The organism is Brevundimonas sp. (assembly GCF_019636155.1).
Lineage (GTDB): Bacteria > Pseudomonadota > Alphaproteobacteria > Caulobacterales > Caulobacteraceae > Brevundimonas.
In genome coordinates this window covers 111,666-128,266 of sequence record NZ_JAHBYB010000006.1, presented here as the reverse complement: position 1 = coordinate 128,266, position 16,601 = coordinate 111,666, and the positions used below count along the sequence as shown (strand labels likewise).

The window sequence follows — 16,601 nt, the reverse complement described above, 5'->3', positions numbered from 1 at the left end:
CTGACATGACCTTCGCAAACCCCGAGCACCTGGGCGAAGCCCGCCGGGCCGCTCCCCTGGCCGGCGGCCTGTCTGGCCCCCTGCTGGGCCGGGCGGTCGGCGACGCCTTCGTCAAACTGGACCCTCGCAAGCTGCTGCGGAACCCGGTGATATTCACCACCTGGATCGTGGCGCTGCTGGCCACGGCGTCGGCCATCGCCGCCGTCGTCGCCGGCCAGGCCGCCGGTTTCGCCATCCAGCTAGCGGTCTGGCTGTGGGCCACCGTCCTGTTCGCCAACGTCGCCGAGAGCGTCGCCGAAGGTCGCGGCAAGGCGGCGGCGGACTCCCTGCGGGCGACACGCGTCACCACCAAGGCCAAGCTGATCGTCGATCCGAAAACCGGCCTGACCGTGCCGACGCCCGCGCACGACCTGGAGATCGGTTCGATCGTGCTGGTCGAGGCGGGCGACGTGATCCCTTCGGACGGCGAGATCGTCGAGGGCATCGCCTCGGTTAACGAAGCCGCCATCACCGGCGAAAGCGCGCCCGTGATCCGCGAAAGCGGCGGCGACCGTTCGGCCGTGACTGGCGGCACCACCGTGGTGTCCGACTGGATCAAGGTGCGCATCACCTCGGCCCCGGGCTCGACGTTCCTCGACCGCATGATCGCCATGGTCGAGGGCGCCAACCGCCGCAAGACGCCGAACGAACTGGCCCTGTCCGTGCTGCTGGCGGGCCTGACCCTCGTGTTTCTGATCGCGGTCGTGACGCTGGTGGGGCTGGGCGCCTATTCCGGCGTCGACCTCGATCCCCTTGTGCTGGGGGCGCTGTTCATCACCCTGATCCCGACGACCATTGGCGGGCTCCTTTCGGCCGTCGGCATCGCCGGCATGGACCGGCTGCTGAAGGTCAACGTTCTCGCCACCTCGGGTCGGGCGGTCGAGGCCGCTGGCGACGTCGACACCCTGCTGCTCGACAAGACCGGCACCATCACCTTCGGCAACCGCATGGCTGTGGAGGTGATCCATGTCCCCGGCGTCCGGCCCGAGGCGGCTATGCGCGCCGCCGTCATGGCGTCCTTGGCCGATGAGACGCCCGAGGGCCGCTCGATCATTGAACTTGGCCGCAACGCCGGACTGTCTGTCGACCTACCGGCGGGGGCCAGGGCCATCGCCTTCTCGGCGACGACCCGCCAGTCGGGCGTGGACGCGGAAGGCAAGTCGTGGCGGAAAGGCGCGGTTGATGCCGTGCTCAAGTCGCTGGACTTGGCCGAAGCGCAGGCCCCGACAGAGTTTCGTCAGGCGGTGGACCGCATCGCCCGCTCGGGGGGCACGCCCCTGGCAGTGGTCGAGAATGGCGCCATCGTCGGGATCATCCACCTGAAGGACGTGATCAAACCCGGCATGAAGGAACGGTTCGCCGACCTCCGCCGCATGGGCCTTCGCACGGTCATGATCACCGGCGACAACCCGGTCACCGCCGCCGCCATTGCCTCGGAGGCGGGAGTCGACGACTACCTCGCCGAGGCCACGCCTGAGGACAAGATGCGCCTCATCAAGGCCGAGCAGGCCAAGGGGCGGCTGGTCGCCATGTGCGGCGACGGCGCCAACGACGCGCCGGCGCTGGCCCAGGCCGACGTCGGCGTGGCCATGCAGACTGGGGCCCAGGCCGCGCGCGAGGCCGGCAATATGGTCGACCTCGACAGCGACCCGACCAAGGTCATCGAGATCGTCGAGGTCGGCAAGCAACTGCTGATCACGCGCGGCGCCCTGACGACCTTCTCGATCGCCAACGACGTGGCCAAGTATTTCGCCATTATCCCGGCGATGTTCGTGGTCGCCCTGCCGACGCTCGGCGCGCTCAACGTCATGGGCCTGCACAGCCCCGAGAGCGCCATCCTGTCGGCGGTGATCTTCAACGCTCTGGTGATCGTGGCGCTGATCCCGCTGGCTCTGCGCGGCGTGAAATACCGCGCCATTGGGGCCGGGGCGCTGCTGTCCCGCAACCTGCTGATCTACGGCCTTGGCGGCCTCGTCGCCCCGTTCGTCGGCATCAAACTTATCGACGTCGTCATCTCCGGCCTCGGCCTGGCGTGACCGGTTCAAGCATCAGAGAGATTTCCATGACCCGCAAAACCCAACTCAAGGCTTCTGGCCGTAACGACGTCTGGTTCGCCGGCGCCTGTCTGGTCGCTCTGGTCGTCTGGGGCATCGCCTCCGAAGCCGACGCCCAGACGGTCGCCGAGCCCTCCAGTCCTGCGATCGCCTGGAACGTCGCCGTCGGCTCTGACTACGTCTTCCGGGGCGTCAGCCAGACCGAGGAGGACGCCGCGATCTCGGGCGGCGTCGATCTGACCAGCGGTGCCTTCCACGCGGGCGCCTGGGCCTCCAACGTCGCCTTCCCCGGCGATCCGGATACCAACGCCGAGATCGATGTCTATGCCGGAATCCGGTCCGAGTTCGCGGGCTGGAACTGGGACTTCGGCGCGGTCGGCTATTTCTACACCGGCCAGCCGAACGGCGCGGACTATGACTATGTCGAGGCCAAGGTCGCGGCCTCGCGCGCCATCGGCCCGGCCACAATCGGCGCGGCGGTTTACTGGTCGCCCGACTTCTTCGGCGCCGCCGAGGACGAGGCGACCTATGTCGAGGCCAACGCCGCCTTCTCGCCGGCCGATAAATGGACGATCTCAGGTGCCGTCGGACGTCAGTTTCTGTCGTCGGACTTCGACTATACGACTTGGAACCTGGGCGTGGCCCGGCAGCTGACCGACAACCTTGCCGTGGACGTCCGCTACCACGACACCGACGAGCACGACTTCGGCGACATCTACGGCAGCCGCGCCGTGGCCTCGCTGAAGGCGGCCTTCTAGAGGACGACGCCCATGCTCAGCCAACTCCGCCCCGCGATCGTCATGGTCGCGCTGTTCACCCTCTTGCTCGGCGTCGCGTATCCCTTTGGCATCACGGGCATTGCTCAACTGGCTTTCCCGTCACAGGCGGACGGCAGCTTGATCCGCGACGCCGAAGGTCAGATCGTCGGCTCGGCCCTGATCGGCCAGCCGTTCGCCGAGGCGCGCTATCTGCACCCCCGGCCCTCGGCCGCCGGCGACGGGTATGACGCCTCGGCCTCGTCGGGCTCGAACCTGGGCCCGCTCAACGCCGACTTGGCCGAGCGCATCAAAACCGACGCCGACGCTATCCGGGCCGACACCGGCGCGACGGTCATCCCGGCCGACGCCGTGACCACCTCGGCTTCGGGCCTCGACCCCCACATCTCGCCGGCCTACGCTCGCCTCCAGGCGGCGCGCGTGGCGCAGGCGAGAGGTGTGGATGTGGGCGTGGTGCAGGAGGTGATCGACGCGAACACCGAGGGCGCCCTGCTCGGCTTCATTGGCCAGCCGCGCGTCAACGTGCTGCTGACCAACCGGGCACTCGACGCCCGCTTCCCCGCCGCGACCTGACTTGCCCGCCGCGCCGCCCGATCCCGAACCCTCGCCGGTCGCCCTGACGCGACCGAAGCGAGGTCGGCTGAAGGTGATCCTCGGCATGTCGCCGGGGGTCGGCAAGACCTACGAAATGCTGCGCGCCGCCCGACGCCGAAAGGCCGAGGGCGGCGACGTCGTTGTCGGAGTGGTCGAGACCCACGGTCGGCGCGAGACCGAGAGCCTGCTGCGCGGGATGGAGGTGATGCCGCGCCGGCCTATCGACTACAAGGGCCGCGCCCTGATGGAGTTCGACATCGACGCGGCGCTGGCGCGCAAGCCCGCCCTGTTGCTGGTCGATGAATACGCCCATTCCAACGTCCCCGGCTCGCGCCACCCCAAACGCTGGCAGGACGTCGAGGAGATCCTGTCCGCCGGCATCGACGTCTGGACCACGCTCAACGTGCAGCACCTGGAAAGTCTGTCCGACGTGGTGTTGCGCATCACCGGCGTGCGCCAGCGCGAGGCCGTGCCCGACAGCGCCCTGAGCGGCGCCGACGACATCGAGGTCGTGGACATCACGCCCGATGAACTGCGCAAGCGGCTGGCCGAGGGCAAGGTCTATGTGCCGGAGACCGCGCGGCTGGCCTCGGAAAACTTCTTCAAGGTCGAGAACCTGACGGCCTTGCGCGAGATGGCGTTGCGGCGTGCGGCCCAGACCATTGACGATCAACTTGTGGCGACCCTGCGCGAGCGGGGCGTCGAAGGACCGTGGGCGGCGGGCGAGCGCATTCTCGTGCTGGTCGGGGGCGATCCGATCGCTTTGTCTCTGGTTCGCGCCGGCCGACGGCTTTCCGACATGACCATGGACGCGCCCTGGACCGTCGCCCATGTCGAGCGTCCCAATCAGCCGGTGTCGAAGCCCGAAGGCCGCGGCAAGGTCAGCGAGGCCTTCGCACTGGCCGAGCAGCTGGGTGGGCGCACGGTCGTCCTGACCGGTGACGATGTCGTCGGCACGGTTATGGACTACGCCGATCGCAACAACGTCACCCAGATCGTGATCGCCAAGGGCCGTGACAGTCGCATCAGCGAGGTTCTGGGGCGATCGCTGGCGGCCGAACTGCTGCGCTCGGCCAAAGGCGTCGCCCTGCATATCGTCACCGAACCAGGCAACCTTCCTAGGGACCGCTCGGTCCGGAACGCTGTCACCCAGCAGCCCGGGCAATGGCGAGGCTATGCGGTCGGCGCGGCCTTCATCGGCGCCGCTACGGCCCTCGCCTATGGGCTCGACCAGGTGTTCGAGCGGGTCGATCTCGGGGTGGTATACCTGTCCGCCGTTCTGGCCGCCGGTGTCCTTTACGGCCTGAGACCTGCGCTTGCGGCAGCGACGGTCGCCTTCCTGACCTACAACTTCCTGTTCCTGGAGCCGCGCTACACCTTCTTGATCGGGTCCCCAACGGACATCCTGACCCTGATCGTATTCTGGGCGGTGGCTTCGGTCACCGGCGGGTTGGCGGGCCGGGTCCGGGACCAGGCCCGACGGGCTCAACGGCGCGCCTCCGCCGTCTCCGCCCTGCTCGCGGCGAGCCAAGCCTTGGCTGATGCCGAGGATCGCTTGGAGACCGCCCAAGTGCTCGCCGAACAGACCGCCGCCGCAGCCGGTGCCAAGGCGATCGTTCTCCTGCCCGTCGATGACGAGCTGACGCCCGTGGCGGGCGCGCCTGTCCTCGAACCCCTCGACGCCGCAACTCTGGCCGCCGCGCGCTGGGCATGGGAGCGCGGCGAACCGGCGGGTTTCGGCACGGGAACCTTGCCGCAGACCGGCTGGACGTTTCGTCCTCTGCAAGGCGTGCGCTCACGCGCCGGCGTTGCAGGCATTGAAGCCCAAGCCCTTGCGCCTGGATCGGACGAGGAGCGGCTGGCGCTGGCTCTTCTTGACCAAGGCGCCGTGGCCCTGGAACGAGCGCAACTGGCCGGCGACGCCGTCGAGTCCGAGACCCTGCGCCGCACCGATCGCTTCCGTAGCGCCCTGATGAACTCGGTCAGCCACGATCTGCGCACGCCGCTCTCAACCGTGCTCGGGGCCGCCACCACCCTGATCGACTACGGCTCAACCCTGAAGCCAGGGGTGCGCAAGGACCTGCTGCTCAGCATCCGCGAGGAGGCCGAGCGCCTCAGCCGCTACGTCGGCGACCTGCTGGACATGACCCGGCTGGAAGGCGGGGCGCTCAACATCAAGGCCGACTGGACCGACGTCCGCGACGTCCTGAACGCGGCCGCCGCGCGCGTATCGCGCCGGCTTGGCACCCGGCGTCTCACGCGCGACTTTCCGGCCCGGCTCAGTATGGTCAGTGTGGACCAGGGCCTGCTGGAGCAGGCGCTGGTCAACATCCTGGAGAACGCGATCGCCTACAGCCCCGACGGCTCCACCATCGAACTGGCCGCCTATGAGGACCGGGGCTCGGTGGTCATCAGCATTGAGGACGAAGGCAAGGGCATACCGACAGCCGAGTTGGAACGGGTGTTCGATAAGTTCCGCCGCATGGAGGAGCAACCCGACCGGTCCAAAGGAGCCGGTCTGGGCCTCGCCATCGCCAAGGGGTTCGTCGAGGCCATGAACGGGCGGATCGCCGCCGCCAGCCCCATTCTGGATGACCACGGCACCCGCGTCCTCGTCAGCCTGCCCAAGTCCATCGGCACCCATCCGGACCTGCTATAGAGCCCCATGTCGGCCGCCAGACCCCGCATCCTCGTCATCGACGACGAACCGCAGATTCACCGCTTCTTGTCGCCCGCGCTGGACGCCGCCGGCTACGAGCCGAAGCGGGCCGACAGCGGTCAGGAAGGCCTGCGCGGCATCGCCCTGTGGAGTCCTGACGCCGTGGTCCTCGACCTCGGCCTGCCCGACATGGACGGCAAGGACGTGCTGGTCCGCGCCCGCGAGTTCTACACCGGCCCGATCATCATCCTGTCCGCCCGTGATCGCGAAGCCGAAAAGATCGAAGCGCTCGACCTGGGCGCCAATGACTATGTCGAAAAGCCCTTCGGCGTCGGTGAACTGTTGGCCCGTATTCGCGCGAGCCTTCGCCAGACTTCGGACCCCAAGGCTCACAAGGGTCCCATCGTCGTCGGCGATGTGGTGATCGACCTGGACCATCGGCTGGTGACCCGCGAGGGCCGGCCCGTGCGGCTGACCCCCAAGGAATACGACCTGCTCGGCCATCTGGCGCGTCACGCCGGCAAGCTAATCGGCCACGCCGATTTGCTCACAGCCGTCTGGGGTGCGTCTCATGCTGCCGACACGCAGTATCTGCGCGTCGTGATCGGGCAACTTCGGCACAAATTGGAGAACGATCCCGCCCAGCCGCAGATGATCCTGACAGAGCCAGGCGTCGGCTATCGTCTGCGGACCTGACAGCAAACGCCCGGCGTCACTCAGCCGATTTTTCCCGACGCCGCTGGAGTGGCTGAAGGTCAAGGTCGCGAAGCCGCACCCCAGCACCCAGGTGGTCAGCAGGGACGAAGAGTATTCCAGCCTGTTCGAGCGTCGTGATGATCAGCCGAAGGTTGCCAGATGTCACTTCAGGCAAGCCGTTCGTCTTTTCGGCCTTCCGGATCGTGTTGATCGCCAACCCGGTGCGTTCTGACAACTCCGCCACCGACATGTTCAGCAGGCCGCGAGCCCCCCTGATCTGGGCACCCGTGACTTCTGGATCAGCCGGTCCACTGCGCATGATTGACATTTAGCACCAATGTTGATACTCAGCACCATTCCTAGAATGGAGGTGCTTATGATCTACCCCAGACCGGCACAGTCGTCTTGTCCTCGTCACGGAAAGCCGACGCATCGCCAATCCTGCCACGGTTGCAACGCGGCTTACATGCGTGACTGGCAACGCCGGGCGAGGACCACCGAGCCTTCGCGGGCCCTTGTGGACCGGGCCAAACAGCGTGCGCGCCGGAAAGACGTCCCGTATGGCCTGCGGCGCCAGGACCTCGTCATTCCTGATCACTGCCCCGTCCTCGGCATTCCGCTGGTAGTTGGTGGCAGTCGTTCCGATGCCTCGCCGTCCCTCGACCGGATCGATCCGGGCGGGGGTTATGTGCCGGGCAATGTCCGCGTGATCAGCGATCGCGCCAACCGGCTGAAGGGAGATCGGTCGCTGGCGGGCATTCAGGCGCTGGCGCTGGAGGGGCCGCGCGCTCGGCGAGCCGAACACGCCGCCGTCGCGGATTATATGGAACGCGAGAAGCTGTTGGTCGAGGTGAAGCGGCGGGCCGCTCTCCCCATACCCAACAACCCGTGGCCGAAGATCGCCGATTTTCTGGAGGCGAAATTTCAGCGCTACGACCCGGGTCGCGTAAAGCGCTTCGCTAAGTAATCAATGACATTTGGGCCAGTATACTTTAACTGTTTGTTCTGGTTACCAATGTATTAACATGCAATAGGCGACACGAATTCAGAAAACGCTTGACATCGCGACGTGGTTAAGCCTTTATGAACGCATCGACAACGCACCGACCAATGGAGACGTGCAACGAAACAGGAGGACCCATGACTGCCACGAGCCACAACCTCAGCCTGCTGGATGACCGCTGGCTGACGACCCAGGAAGCCGCGACCTACATGGGCGTGAAGGTCGACACTCTCTCGAAATGGCGCTTGCGCGGACAGGGTCCCTGCTACTCGGCCGCCCTCGGTCGCGACCCGCGCTACCGGTTGTCCGATCTGCTGAATTACATGGCGACCAAGATGGCGACGAACACCCGCGAGGCGAATGCAGTGCGGCGCGAGCACAAGTCCTTCGCGGGCGGCCCTTACACGATGCGTCGCGGGGGTCGTCCTGCCCGGAGCGCTCGCACTTGAAGGCGCACCTCAACCCGGTCTCGGTCCACACATCCTGCCTCCAAGAGGACATGAGCCTCGTCCCGGACGGCGGCGGCTCTCTGGCGGTTGTGCTGCGGAACGAGTTTCGCATCCACGCCCCCGGTGACGTCGGCATCGTTCGACTGCCCGCCGGCACCGCGTTGGTCCGTCAGATCGAGGTGGATGATCTGCAAGGTGCTGTCTGCCAGCATCTTCATGGCCCCGTGCTGGGCTCCGAACTGCGCCTTGGTGTTTCGCTCTTTCTGGGGCGTGAAGGCGTGGAGGAGGATTTCGGACCTTACGCCGACCGCGTGCGGGGTGAGATCAACGCCTGGCTCGGGGCCCAGACGAACTTTGTGTTCTGGCCGGACGTGATGAAGATGCCGGAAAGTCCCAAGGGGTTTTTCGCGGGCGTCGTCCGTTCGTGGGCTTTGGTCCATCTTCCACGGATGGCGCTCCACTAGGAGGTCAGGCAGCCCGGTATCGATCCGGGTGATCTCGGCATTCTTCAAGCACCCGGTTCACCCAGGTTTCATACCAGCACCACTGCTTGCCGACGGCGACGGCGCCGTATCCTTTGGCAGGGTCCCGCGCATCGAGGCGCTTCCAAAGCCTCGTGTGACTGTCCATCGTGAAGCGGCTGAAGCCCTCGGCTCGCACCTTGGCCACGACCTCGGCGGGTAGATATTTGCGCTTCTCGACCTCCTTCAGCGCCATGCTGAACTTCGCTTCAACGTCGGAGCCGGGCGGCACCAATTCGACGGCTAGGTCAGCGCCGGGGGCACGGTTCGCCGTCTTGCGGATCATGAAGACGCGATAGGCGAAGCGGGGGTCGTCCTGTTGCTCGGGCGTCAGCTTCTGCTCGAAGCCTTCCATCATCGTCTCGATATGGCGGGGCAGGTTGCCCGCCTTCTTGAGCAGCGCCCGCTGATCCGGGCTGAAGGTGACGAACTGGAGCGCGATCGGAAGGCGACGCTCTAGGGCGTATTGAGCCCCGAACTGTGCCTTGATGACGTCGTTGAAGTTGATGCAGCAGGCTTGCAGCTTGGCGCTGACAGCATCGTCGATCCGGTTGGTCGATCGATGCTCGATCTCGTGACGCAGTTCGAGGAGATAGAGCAGGTTGTCGGCCGCCCCGCGCTCGACCGGGCATCGCGCGTGCTTCAGGCACTGGGCCAGTTCCCAGTATTTGTCGGCCCCATTGGGCGTCTTCAGACCGACCCGTTCGCCCTTCTCCGTCTTGGTATGGCGGTAATCGATGCCCTCCCGCTTGAACCAGGCGTGCAGCAGGTAGGTCCACGCGATGACTGCCGTGACGATGAACAGTTCGGCTCGAAAGGTCAGGCCCGCGCCGTTGAAGATGTGGACCGCCGCGATCATGGCCTCGCGCGCCTTGATCAGCAGTTCGTCGCCTTGGAGGCTGAGGCCGGTCTCAGGGTCGACATCGGGCCAGGACGCGAGAAAGGCTTCAAGGTCCTCGGGCGACGCCGGCTTTACAGCCGTGTGCTTCTTCCTGGTCCTGATTTCGGCGATGGCCCGATGGTTGACCGATCGGGTGGGGCGAGTGAAGTGGGCCAGGATGTCCTGATCGTTCGGCCATCGCCCATCGGCGATCATGGCCTTGATCAGTGCGATCTCCCATCGCTCAAGGCTGTTGCCTCGTCGGCGGACAGGAGCGCGGGGGCCGGGCGCCGGAGCGGCCTCGGGTCCGGCTGCGGGCTCTGGCGCGGCGGGCGGCACGCGCAGTTCCACGGGCGCCTTCATCGCGCGATCTCGGCGTCGGGCTGGCCTGCCATCAGGGCGTTGATCCAGGCCAGGGCGAGGTCCCGGCTCCGGTAGGAGCCCCACCGGGCAATCTCCTCGCGCTCGACGATGGGGAAGGTCGAGTAGATGTAGCGGATGTCGTCGCGGCTCCGGGCCGGGTCGGCGGGGTCGAAGACGCCGTAGAGGATGAAGTAGAGCGCATCCAGCTTGGCCCGCAGCTTCAGGCGGCGTTCCTCGTCCCAGACGAACGGCGGCAGGACGTCGCCGGCGTCATCGAGATGGCCCAGGTCGCGCGCGAACGGGGCGAGGTCGTGGGCGGTGTAGCTGAGTTCAAGGACGGCTTCGCGGACGATGTCGCGGGCGGTCTTGAGCCCGAAGGCTCGTTCATAGGCGGCGGGCGGGACGACGGGCAGCTGCTCGACGATGAAGAGATTCAGCGTCTGGCCCTGAACCTTCTGCCGGGTCGTAAAGTCGAAGACGGTAGAGTTCAGGTTGGCGCCGAGCAGCCATTCATCCCGCGATGGACCTGTGGACAAGAGAACAGGCACTTTGTTGCCGAACCCCACGGCAGGCAGGATCGTCGCGATCATCGTTCGGACGTTGCTCGGGGCCGTGATTTCCTTGAAGCCCAGAACCCAACCGGTGTCTGGATAGACAGTCCTATCGATCGAGACCCAGAACTGCGGATCAGGAATCCATGTTGGGTCCGCGTGCTGTTCCACCGTGGTCGACAGCGGCTGTGCTGGGCGATTGAGGTTTGCGGCATTCACGACGACGCTCGCGGCGCGGTGATCGAAGGCTTGGATCATCTTGCCTTCGTAGAGCGGCACCCATTCGCCCGATGCCGACTGGAACCTATTGCCCCCAGTCGCCCACGCGCCTTCCGCGCCTTCCAGTTCGGCACGTGTCCGGAACAGGTGGCTGTCGTTGGTCATGTGGAACATGGTGGCGTAGCGGACGGGCCAGGCCGCGACACGCTCCCCGCTGGATCGATCCACCATCACCGGCAGGCGGGAGTAGATGGCGGTGGTAAGGGCCATGTCGCGGCGCGACCGGAAGATGGGCGCGGTGCCGGTGTTGGGGTTCACGCCCGCGAAGTCGGCGGCCGTGATGGGAAAGGCTCGATCGGGATCACGCGTCTCTATCACCGACTGAAGAAAGAAGCCGCAGGTCGCGGCATCGAACCGTCGGCCGGGGCTGGCGATCAAGGCGCAGAACTTGAACCGGCTGTCGACGTCCGGGAAGAAGGGCTCCAGGCCGTAGCGGGGTCTCCGGTTTTCGAAGTCGTAGAGCGCCTTCAAGCGCCCCTCGGTCGCCACGCTGCGGAAGAAGGTGCTGGCCGACAGGTCGGACGCGATGCCGCTGGGTGTCAGCAGTCCGACCATGCCGCCGGGCTTCACCAGCGCCTGCGCCCTCTCGACGAACAGGCTGTAGAGGTTGATGTCGCCCCGGCTCAGCTGAGGATAGTGCCCCGAGGTCCGCGCCATGCGGGTCGTGTCCGCCGCACGCGCGTCGGCCTTCTCGTAATCCTGGAAGAGCGGATCGCCGTCCGCCTTCAGCTTGGCGATCAGCCTGGCCCGGTCCGACGCCCGCTGCGCGAGCGCGATCTCCGGACGCCGCGCCGCGAACCACTCGACCTGTTGCAGCTTGATCCGGTCCCACGGCGGATTGCCGACGACGGCGTCGAAGCCGCCGACCCGGTCCTTGCCGGCCCAGTCGTCCCAGACGCCGGGGAAGCTGATCTGCCAGTTCAGGAAGCGCTCCTCGGCGATCAGATCGCGGGCTCTTTGCCAGATGTCCGTGAAGCCTTCGATCTCGTCGACCTTGGTCCGGCCCTGGGTCGGCGTCGCCCTGCCTCGCGCGATGGGCAGGGGCTCGCCGAACTGCCCGTCCAACCACAGGCGGACGAGCCGCTTCTGGTCCTTGTTCAGGTTCAGCCAGTCCAGCGCGTGCATGAAACTGACGAAGCTGTCGAGCGGCCCAATCTGGAACTCGACGTCGGTCCACATCTCGGCGGACCGGTGAGCCTCGGCGATTTCGGCGTCCGTCGCCATCTCGATCGTCTTCATGGCCAGGGCCTGGCGCTGGGCGTTGGCCAGCGCCTCGTTCCACAGCAGTTCGCCGCCCAGCTTGCCGGCCTTGTCGATGGCGTCGCGGACCCACAGACCGAACAGGCTGTCGCCCGCGTGCAGGTGGTGATCGATGAAAGACAGGGGCGCGCCGACGGTGAAGGTGTGCAGCCAGAGCGCCACCTTGGCCAGTTCGACGGCCATCGGGTTCTTGTCGACGCCATAGACGCAGCGCTTCAGCACCATGCGGCGAACGATGTGCCGGTCGTCCAGGTGCGATTCGTCGATCGTCCACTTCGCCGCGCGCGCGTTGCGCAGGATGGTCGCGCGGATTTTCTCGATCTCGCCAGCCAAGGACGAGGTGTAGTCCATCTCCGCACCCAAGGCGGCGGCCTCGGCCATGGCCTCCAGGACGTGGTCGGCGAGGGTGTCGACCAGGCTGACAAGGAAGTGCCCCGACCCCATCGCCGGATCGCAGACGCGCAGGGAAAGGATGGCCTCGGCCGGGTCGACCTCGCGCAGCGCCGCGCGCTGCATCTCCGGGGTGTCGTTTGTGTCCAGCGCGTCCAGCGCCGCCTCGAAGGCGTGTCGGCGCTCCGCGATCAGAGGCTCCAGCGTCTCGTCCAGGATCAGGCCGACCAGTTCGTCGGGCGTGTAATAGCTGCCGGAGTTCTTGCGGGCGAACAGGTTGGGTCGGACGGTCAGGTGCCCGGCATCGCCCGCGTCGCCCTCGCGGACGACCTCGAACTCCAGGAGGCGCTCGTAGATGGAGCCCAGCTGCTGAACCGACAGGTCGCGGTAGTTGATATAGCGGCGCTGGCCCGACGACCGCTCATAGGACAGGGCGTCCAGCGCCGGGCCCATGACGTCGTCGGCGATCCGCGCGGTGGCCAGCAGGGGCGCGCCGGTCCCTGCGAACAGGCCGCCGTTATAGGGCGGTATGCCGACCGAGGCGTCGCCCTTGTCGATGATCCGGGACAGGTCCGAGAGGTGCGCCCAGACCTTGGCGGCTGTGCCCGAGAAGGTGTCGCCGTTCGAGACGCGGTCGCCGATCTCGATGCGCAAGGGCCGCAGGGCGTAGTCGTCATAGCGGTCGTCGCTGACCGGCAGCAGGTCGCGGTCCTCGGCGTAGAGCAGGAACAGCAGCCGGTAGAGCAGGATCAAGGCGGCGTCCCGCACGTCGTCGAGCGGGGCCTCGGGCGCGGACGCAGCCAGGGCGCGCGCGAGCGCCGGGAAGACCTCGTCGAACACCAGCCGCGACAGGCTGGCGGCGACCCGCTCCTCGTAGAAGGCGGCCTCGGCCCGGGCCCGGTCGTGGAATGACGTCTGGTCGACCCCTGTGCGCAGGAAGGCCTCGCGGCCGAACATGCAGGCGAAGACGCGCAGCCAGTGGTCGCGGGTCTCGTCGTCGATGAACAGGTCGGCTGCGCCGTTGAGGCCGAGGACACGCCCGAGATCGATCTCCAGGAACTCCTCGGAGATGGACCGCGCCCCGGCCCAGTAGAGCCGCCAGCGCGTCCCGTTGGTCAGGATGCCCCAGCGCAGCTTGCCCTGGCTGGTGTCGTCGATCCGGCGCAGGTAGCGCAGCATCTGGGTGGAGGGGGCGGTCGTCTCGTCCCGGCCCGAGGCGCGATCGAGCGGGCGCGCCCAGCGTTTGCTTTCAACGACCGCCAGTCCGTGGGCGTAGCGTCTCCACTGCTCGTCCAGGGCGTTGGCAGCGGCCTTGGCGGCGGCGTCGGCGAAGAGCAGGCCATCGGGAACATCGTCACGACCCGAGACCGTCAGGTTCTGCTGGCGCAGCGAGTCCTTCCAGCCCAGGGCATCAAGGATCGGCCAGATGAAGTCGTCCTCGGTCTGGCTCTCGTTGGTCTTGGCGTTCTTGGGGAAGGCGTCGGCTACCTCTACGAGCCGTGCCCGCAGGGCCCCGGCGTCGACGGCCTTGTAGGCCGCCTCCGCCTTGATGGCCTCGACGAGGTAGTCGGTGCTGAACAGACTGCCCGCGCTGAATAGTGTCGAATCAGCCAAGGCGGCCCCCCATACTGCCTGTCATTCTTGAGCACGCGGACAGGCGAAGCAACGGAGGGCTGAATGGCCCTCGCGTTAGATGAGGGTCGATTCGAGGTGTTCGATGAAGCGCGACAGGTCGCCCTTCGTCATTTCCTCGACCTCCTCGGCCCACTTCGCATGCGCGTCGATCATGTGGGGCAGCATCTCCTCGACGTCGTAGAGCCGGGACATCTCATGCTGCTGAGCGACGTGATTGATCACGGCCTCGGCGACATCGTTAGAGAACCCAAGCTTGGCTCGAATCTGAGTGCGGCCGAAACGCCGGGCGTCATACAGTTCCACGTCCTTTTCATCGAGACGACCGGTCTCCAGCAGCCGCCGGCGGACTCGAATCCAGCCGTCCGTTAGGCCCTGCTCATGGAGGTAGGGTCCGTTTTCGCGGTCGCTCGGGAACAGGAACTCGCTGTCTGTCATCGACATGACGACACGCAACAGGCGAACCACGGGCTCCGACAATGGGATGTGATACTCATAGCCCGTCTTGGTGTAGTCCTCCGGAATGACCCACATGCGTTTCGTCAGATCGATATGGACGCGCTTTGCGCGCGCCACGTCGATCGGCCGTTGCAGCATGAGCATGAACAACAGGATCGCCAGGAGGCCTGCCTTGGGCCGCGCCATCCCATAGAGGCGCCCCGTCAATTCACCCCAGAAGAGGCCAAACCTCTCTTCAGAGAGCCGGCCGCGCCGCTTCTCGCGCTTCAGATCGAACAGCGGGGCGAAGTCGGCAGGGTTTCGAATCGCGAGGTCCTTGTTACAGGCCCATTTGTAAACCCGCTTGATCGCTCGATGGCAGGCGTTGGCAGTCGTCTTGCCATTGGCACCCTTTCGACGGCGGCGGGCGCCAACCTCGTTCTTGATCGAGGTGACGGTGTCCATCACGCACTGAGTGGTGATCTTGTCGAACTTCCTCGAGCCCAACACCGGCAGGACGTAGTGGCGGAGAAAGTAGACCTCCTCGAGGGGCGGAAGCCCAGGCCGCTGGGCGGCTTTGCTCTCGATGAACGCCTCGGCCAGCTGTTCGAATGACTTCAGCTTCGGCGCCTTGGCTTCCTCGCGAGCGTCGCGACGGGCTTGCACAGGGTCAATCCCGTGCGCATGCAGATCATTGAGGGCTTTGCGCGCTTCGGCCCGCGCGCTGTCGATGGCGACCTTATCGACGGGGCCGATCGAGTAGTCGCCGTCGGAACCGTCCAACTTGGTATAGCGCAGCATGAAACTCGGCGTCCCGGTGCGCTTCGCATTGAACTGCACGCAGAGGTCAGGAACCATCGTGTCCCAATAGCGGCGGGCGCGTGCTTCCGGCGGCAGCGCGCAAACCTCATCGAGGACGCGATTGGTCAACCTCTGCCGGGTAGGGATAGGCGTAGTCATCTAGTTCGCTCCGTCATGATAACGGAGGGGTTCAGGCAACAGATGGGCCGCCCGGATGCATTTCGAACCACCGGAGGAACCACCGACCGTGGTCTCAATTGGTCACTTCCGGTCCTACTTGGTCCGTTTTGCTCGTGCTGGCCTAGTGATCTGAAATGGCTCGCAAAATGACACACGTCGTTGAAGCTTATGATCATTTTGGCACAGCCGTCGTTCTGTCGATGATGCAGACGGTTCTCCCCTTGCGGGAGAAGGTGGGCGGCGGAGCCGCTCGGATGAGGGGGAGGCCTGATCCAGGCTGATCATCAGACGACCTTCGCGCGGACCCAGCCCCCTCATCCGTCAGGCTTCGCCTGCCACCTTCTCCCCCGAGGGGAGAAGGACGACGATGCATCGTCTCCTACCCATCCATGGGGAGTCGGCGCCTAGCGCGTTCCGAACAGGCGGTCGCCGGCGTCGCCCAGGCCGGGGACGATGTAGCCGTGGTCGTTCAGCCGTTCGTCCACCGCCGCGGTCCAGATCGGTACGTCAGGATGGAAAGCCCGCAGCCGCTCGATCCCTTCCGGAGAGGCGACCAGGCAGACGAACCTCAGCCGGTCCACCCCCCGCTCCTTCAGCCGGTCCAGGGCCGCCACGGCGGTGTTGGCGGTGGCCAGCATCGGGTCGATGACGACGCACAGGCGGTCCGCCACGTCCTCGGGCGCGCGGAAATAGTATTCGAAGGCGCCCAGGGTCTCGGGATCGCGATACAGGCCCACATGGCCGACCCGGGCCGAGGGGACCAGGTCCAGCATCCCCTCCACCAGCCCCAGGCCGGCGCGCAGTATGGGCACGAAGACCAGCTTCTTGCCCTCGATGGTCTGGCCCGTCATCGGCCCCACCGGCGTCTCCATGGCCGTGTCCTGAAGCGGCAGGTCGCGTGTCACCTCGTAGCAGAGCAGGGTGGCGATCTCGCGCAGCAGCCGTCGGAACTGGGCCGTCGAGGTCTCCTTGCGCCGCATGATCGTCAGCTTGTGCCGCACCAGGGGGTGATCGATCACCGTGACCCCGTCCATGA

General features: G+C 66.2%; 13 protein-coding genes. 8 read left to right on the top strand and 5 right to left on the bottom strand.

Annotated features, from left to right (window positions below; all coding sequences use genetic code 11):
• The first annotated feature begins 5 nt into the window (after positions 1–5).
• The 5 genes from kdpB to KF910_RS08710 all read left to right on the top strand — a co-directional run bounded on the left by kdpB (position 6) and on the right by KF910_RS08710 (position 6,818).
• On the top strand, positions 6–2,075 hold the full coding sequence (kdpB, locus tag KF910_RS08730; RefSeq protein WP_292260690.1) for a potassium-transporting ATPase subunit KdpB: 2,070 nt from the start codon (positions 6–8) through the stop codon (positions 2,073–2,075).
• 26 nt (positions 2,076–2,101) lie between these two features.
• Positions 2,102–2,851: a TorF family putative porin gene (locus KF910_RS08725; protein ID WP_292260687.1), complete on the top strand. Its 750-nt coding sequence runs from the start codon at positions 2,102–2,104 to the stop codon at positions 2,849–2,851.
• A 12-nt stretch (positions 2,852–2,863) separates the two neighbouring features.
• Positions 2,864–3,442 (top strand): potassium-transporting ATPase subunit KdpC, encoded by a 579-nt coding sequence (gene kdpC, locus KF910_RS08720; protein ID WP_292260685.1) that lies wholly within the window; start codon positions 2,864–2,866, stop codon positions 3,440–3,442.
• A gap of 85 nt (positions 3,443–3,527) precedes the next feature.
• The gene (locus tag KF910_RS08715) at positions 3,528–6,122 is read left to right on the top strand and encodes a DUF4118 domain-containing protein (protein WP_416354692.1); all 2,595 of its coding nucleotides are present in this window, start codon (positions 3,528–3,530) and stop codon (positions 6,120–6,122) included.
• Between the two features lie 6 nt (positions 6,123–6,128).
• Positions 6,129–6,818 carry a response regulator gene (locus tag KF910_RS08710; RefSeq protein WP_292260682.1) on the top strand — a complete coding sequence of 230 codons (690 nt, stop codon included), beginning with the start codon at positions 6,129–6,131 and terminating at the stop codon, positions 6,816–6,818.
• A gap of 16 nt (positions 6,819–6,834) precedes the next feature.
• On the opposite strand, the gene KF910_RS08705 is transcribed toward KF910_RS08710, so the two are convergent.
• Entirely contained in the window at positions 6,835–7,146 is a 312-nt protein-coding gene (locus KF910_RS08705; protein WP_292260680.1) for an XRE family transcriptional regulator, read from the bottom strand.
• Positions 7,147–7,284: 138 nt separating this feature from the next.
• Between KF910_RS08705 and KF910_RS08700 the strand changes: the two genes are divergently transcribed.
• The 3 genes from KF910_RS08700 to KF910_RS08690 all read left to right on the top strand — a co-directional run bounded on the left by KF910_RS08700 (position 7,285) and on the right by KF910_RS08690 (position 8,734).
• Positions 7,285–7,785, top strand: a complete 501-nt coding sequence (locus tag KF910_RS08700) for a hypothetical protein (RefSeq protein ID WP_292260677.1) — start codon at positions 7,285–7,287, stop codon at positions 7,783–7,785.
• A 173-nt stretch (positions 7,786–7,958) separates the two neighbouring features.
• Positions 7,959–8,270: a helix-turn-helix transcriptional regulator gene (locus KF910_RS08695; RefSeq protein ID WP_292260675.1), complete on the top strand. Its 312-nt coding sequence runs from the start codon at positions 7,959–7,961 to the stop codon at positions 8,268–8,270.
• A 50-nt stretch (positions 8,271–8,320) separates the two neighbouring features.
• Positions 8,321–8,734 carry a hypothetical protein gene (locus tag KF910_RS08690; protein ID WP_292260673.1) on the top strand — a complete coding sequence of 138 codons (414 nt, stop codon included), beginning with the start codon at positions 8,321–8,323 and terminating at the stop codon, positions 8,732–8,734.
• 4 nt (positions 8,735–8,738) lie between these two features.
• Here the strand turns inward: KF910_RS08690 and KF910_RS08685 are convergent, their stop codons facing one another.
• The 4 genes from KF910_RS08685 to upp form a co-directional block, all read right to left on the bottom strand.
• Complete coding sequence (locus KF910_RS08685) at positions 8,739–10,022, bottom strand: DUF3644 domain-containing protein (RefSeq protein ID WP_292260670.1); 1,284 nt, start codon at positions 10,020–10,022, stop codon at positions 8,739–8,741.
• Between the two features lie 8 nt (positions 10,023–10,030).
• Complete coding sequence (locus KF910_RS08680; RefSeq protein ID WP_292260667.1) at positions 10,031–14,128, bottom strand: Eco57I restriction-modification methylase domain-containing protein; 4,098 nt, start codon at positions 14,126–14,128, stop codon at positions 10,031–10,033.
• Positions 14,129–14,203: 75 nt separating this feature from the next.
• Positions 14,204–15,544: a tyrosine-type recombinase/integrase gene (locus KF910_RS08675; RefSeq protein ID WP_292260665.1), complete on the bottom strand. Its 1,341-nt coding sequence runs from the start codon at positions 15,542–15,544 to the stop codon at positions 14,204–14,206.
• A gap of 425 nt (positions 15,545–15,969) precedes the next feature.
• Positions 15,970–16,599, bottom strand: coding sequence for a uracil phosphoribosyltransferase (gene upp / locus KF910_RS08670; protein ID WP_292260877.1), 630 nt, complete (start codon positions 16,597–16,599; stop codon positions 15,970–15,972).
• Positions 16,600–16,601 lie beyond the last annotated feature (2 nt).

Excerpts from the sequence above, each read along its gene's own strand:
- kdpB (WP_292260690.1), top strand. The coding sequence starts at position 6 with ATGACCTTCGCAAACCCCGAGCACCTGGGCGAAGCCCGCCGGGCCGCT.
- KF910_RS08725 (WP_292260687.1), top strand. The coding sequence starts at position 2,102 with ATGACCCGCAAAACCCAACTCAAGGCTTCTGGCCGTAACGACGTCTGG.
- kdpC (WP_292260685.1), top strand. The coding sequence starts at position 2,864 with ATGCTCAGCCAACTCCGCCCCGCGATCGTCATGGTCGCGCTGTTCACC.
- KF910_RS08715 (WP_416354692.1), top strand. The coding sequence starts at position 3,528 with ATGTCGCCGGGGGTCGGCAAGACCTACGAAATGCTGCGCGCCGCCCGA.
- KF910_RS08710 (WP_292260682.1), top strand. The coding sequence starts at position 6,129 with ATGTCGGCCGCCAGACCCCGCATCCTCGTCATCGACGACGAACCGCAG.
- KF910_RS08705 (WP_292260680.1), bottom strand. The coding sequence starts at position 7,146 with ATGTCAATCATGCGCAGTGGACCGGCTGATCCAGAAGTCACGGGTGCC.
- KF910_RS08700 (WP_292260677.1), top strand. The coding sequence starts at position 7,285 with ATGCGTGACTGGCAACGCCGGGCGAGGACCACCGAGCCTTCGCGGGCC.
- KF910_RS08695 (WP_292260675.1), top strand. The coding sequence starts at position 7,959 with ATGACTGCCACGAGCCACAACCTCAGCCTGCTGGATGACCGCTGGCTG.
- KF910_RS08690 (WP_292260673.1), top strand. The coding sequence starts at position 8,321 with ATGAGCCTCGTCCCGGACGGCGGCGGCTCTCTGGCGGTTGTGCTGCGG.
- KF910_RS08675 (WP_292260665.1), bottom strand. The coding sequence starts at position 15,544 with ATGACTACGCCTATCCCTACCCGGCAGAGGTTGACCAATCGCGTCCTC.
- upp (WP_292260877.1), bottom strand. The coding sequence starts at position 16,599 with ATGGACGGGGTCACGGTGATCGATCACCCCCTGGTGCGGCACAAGCTG.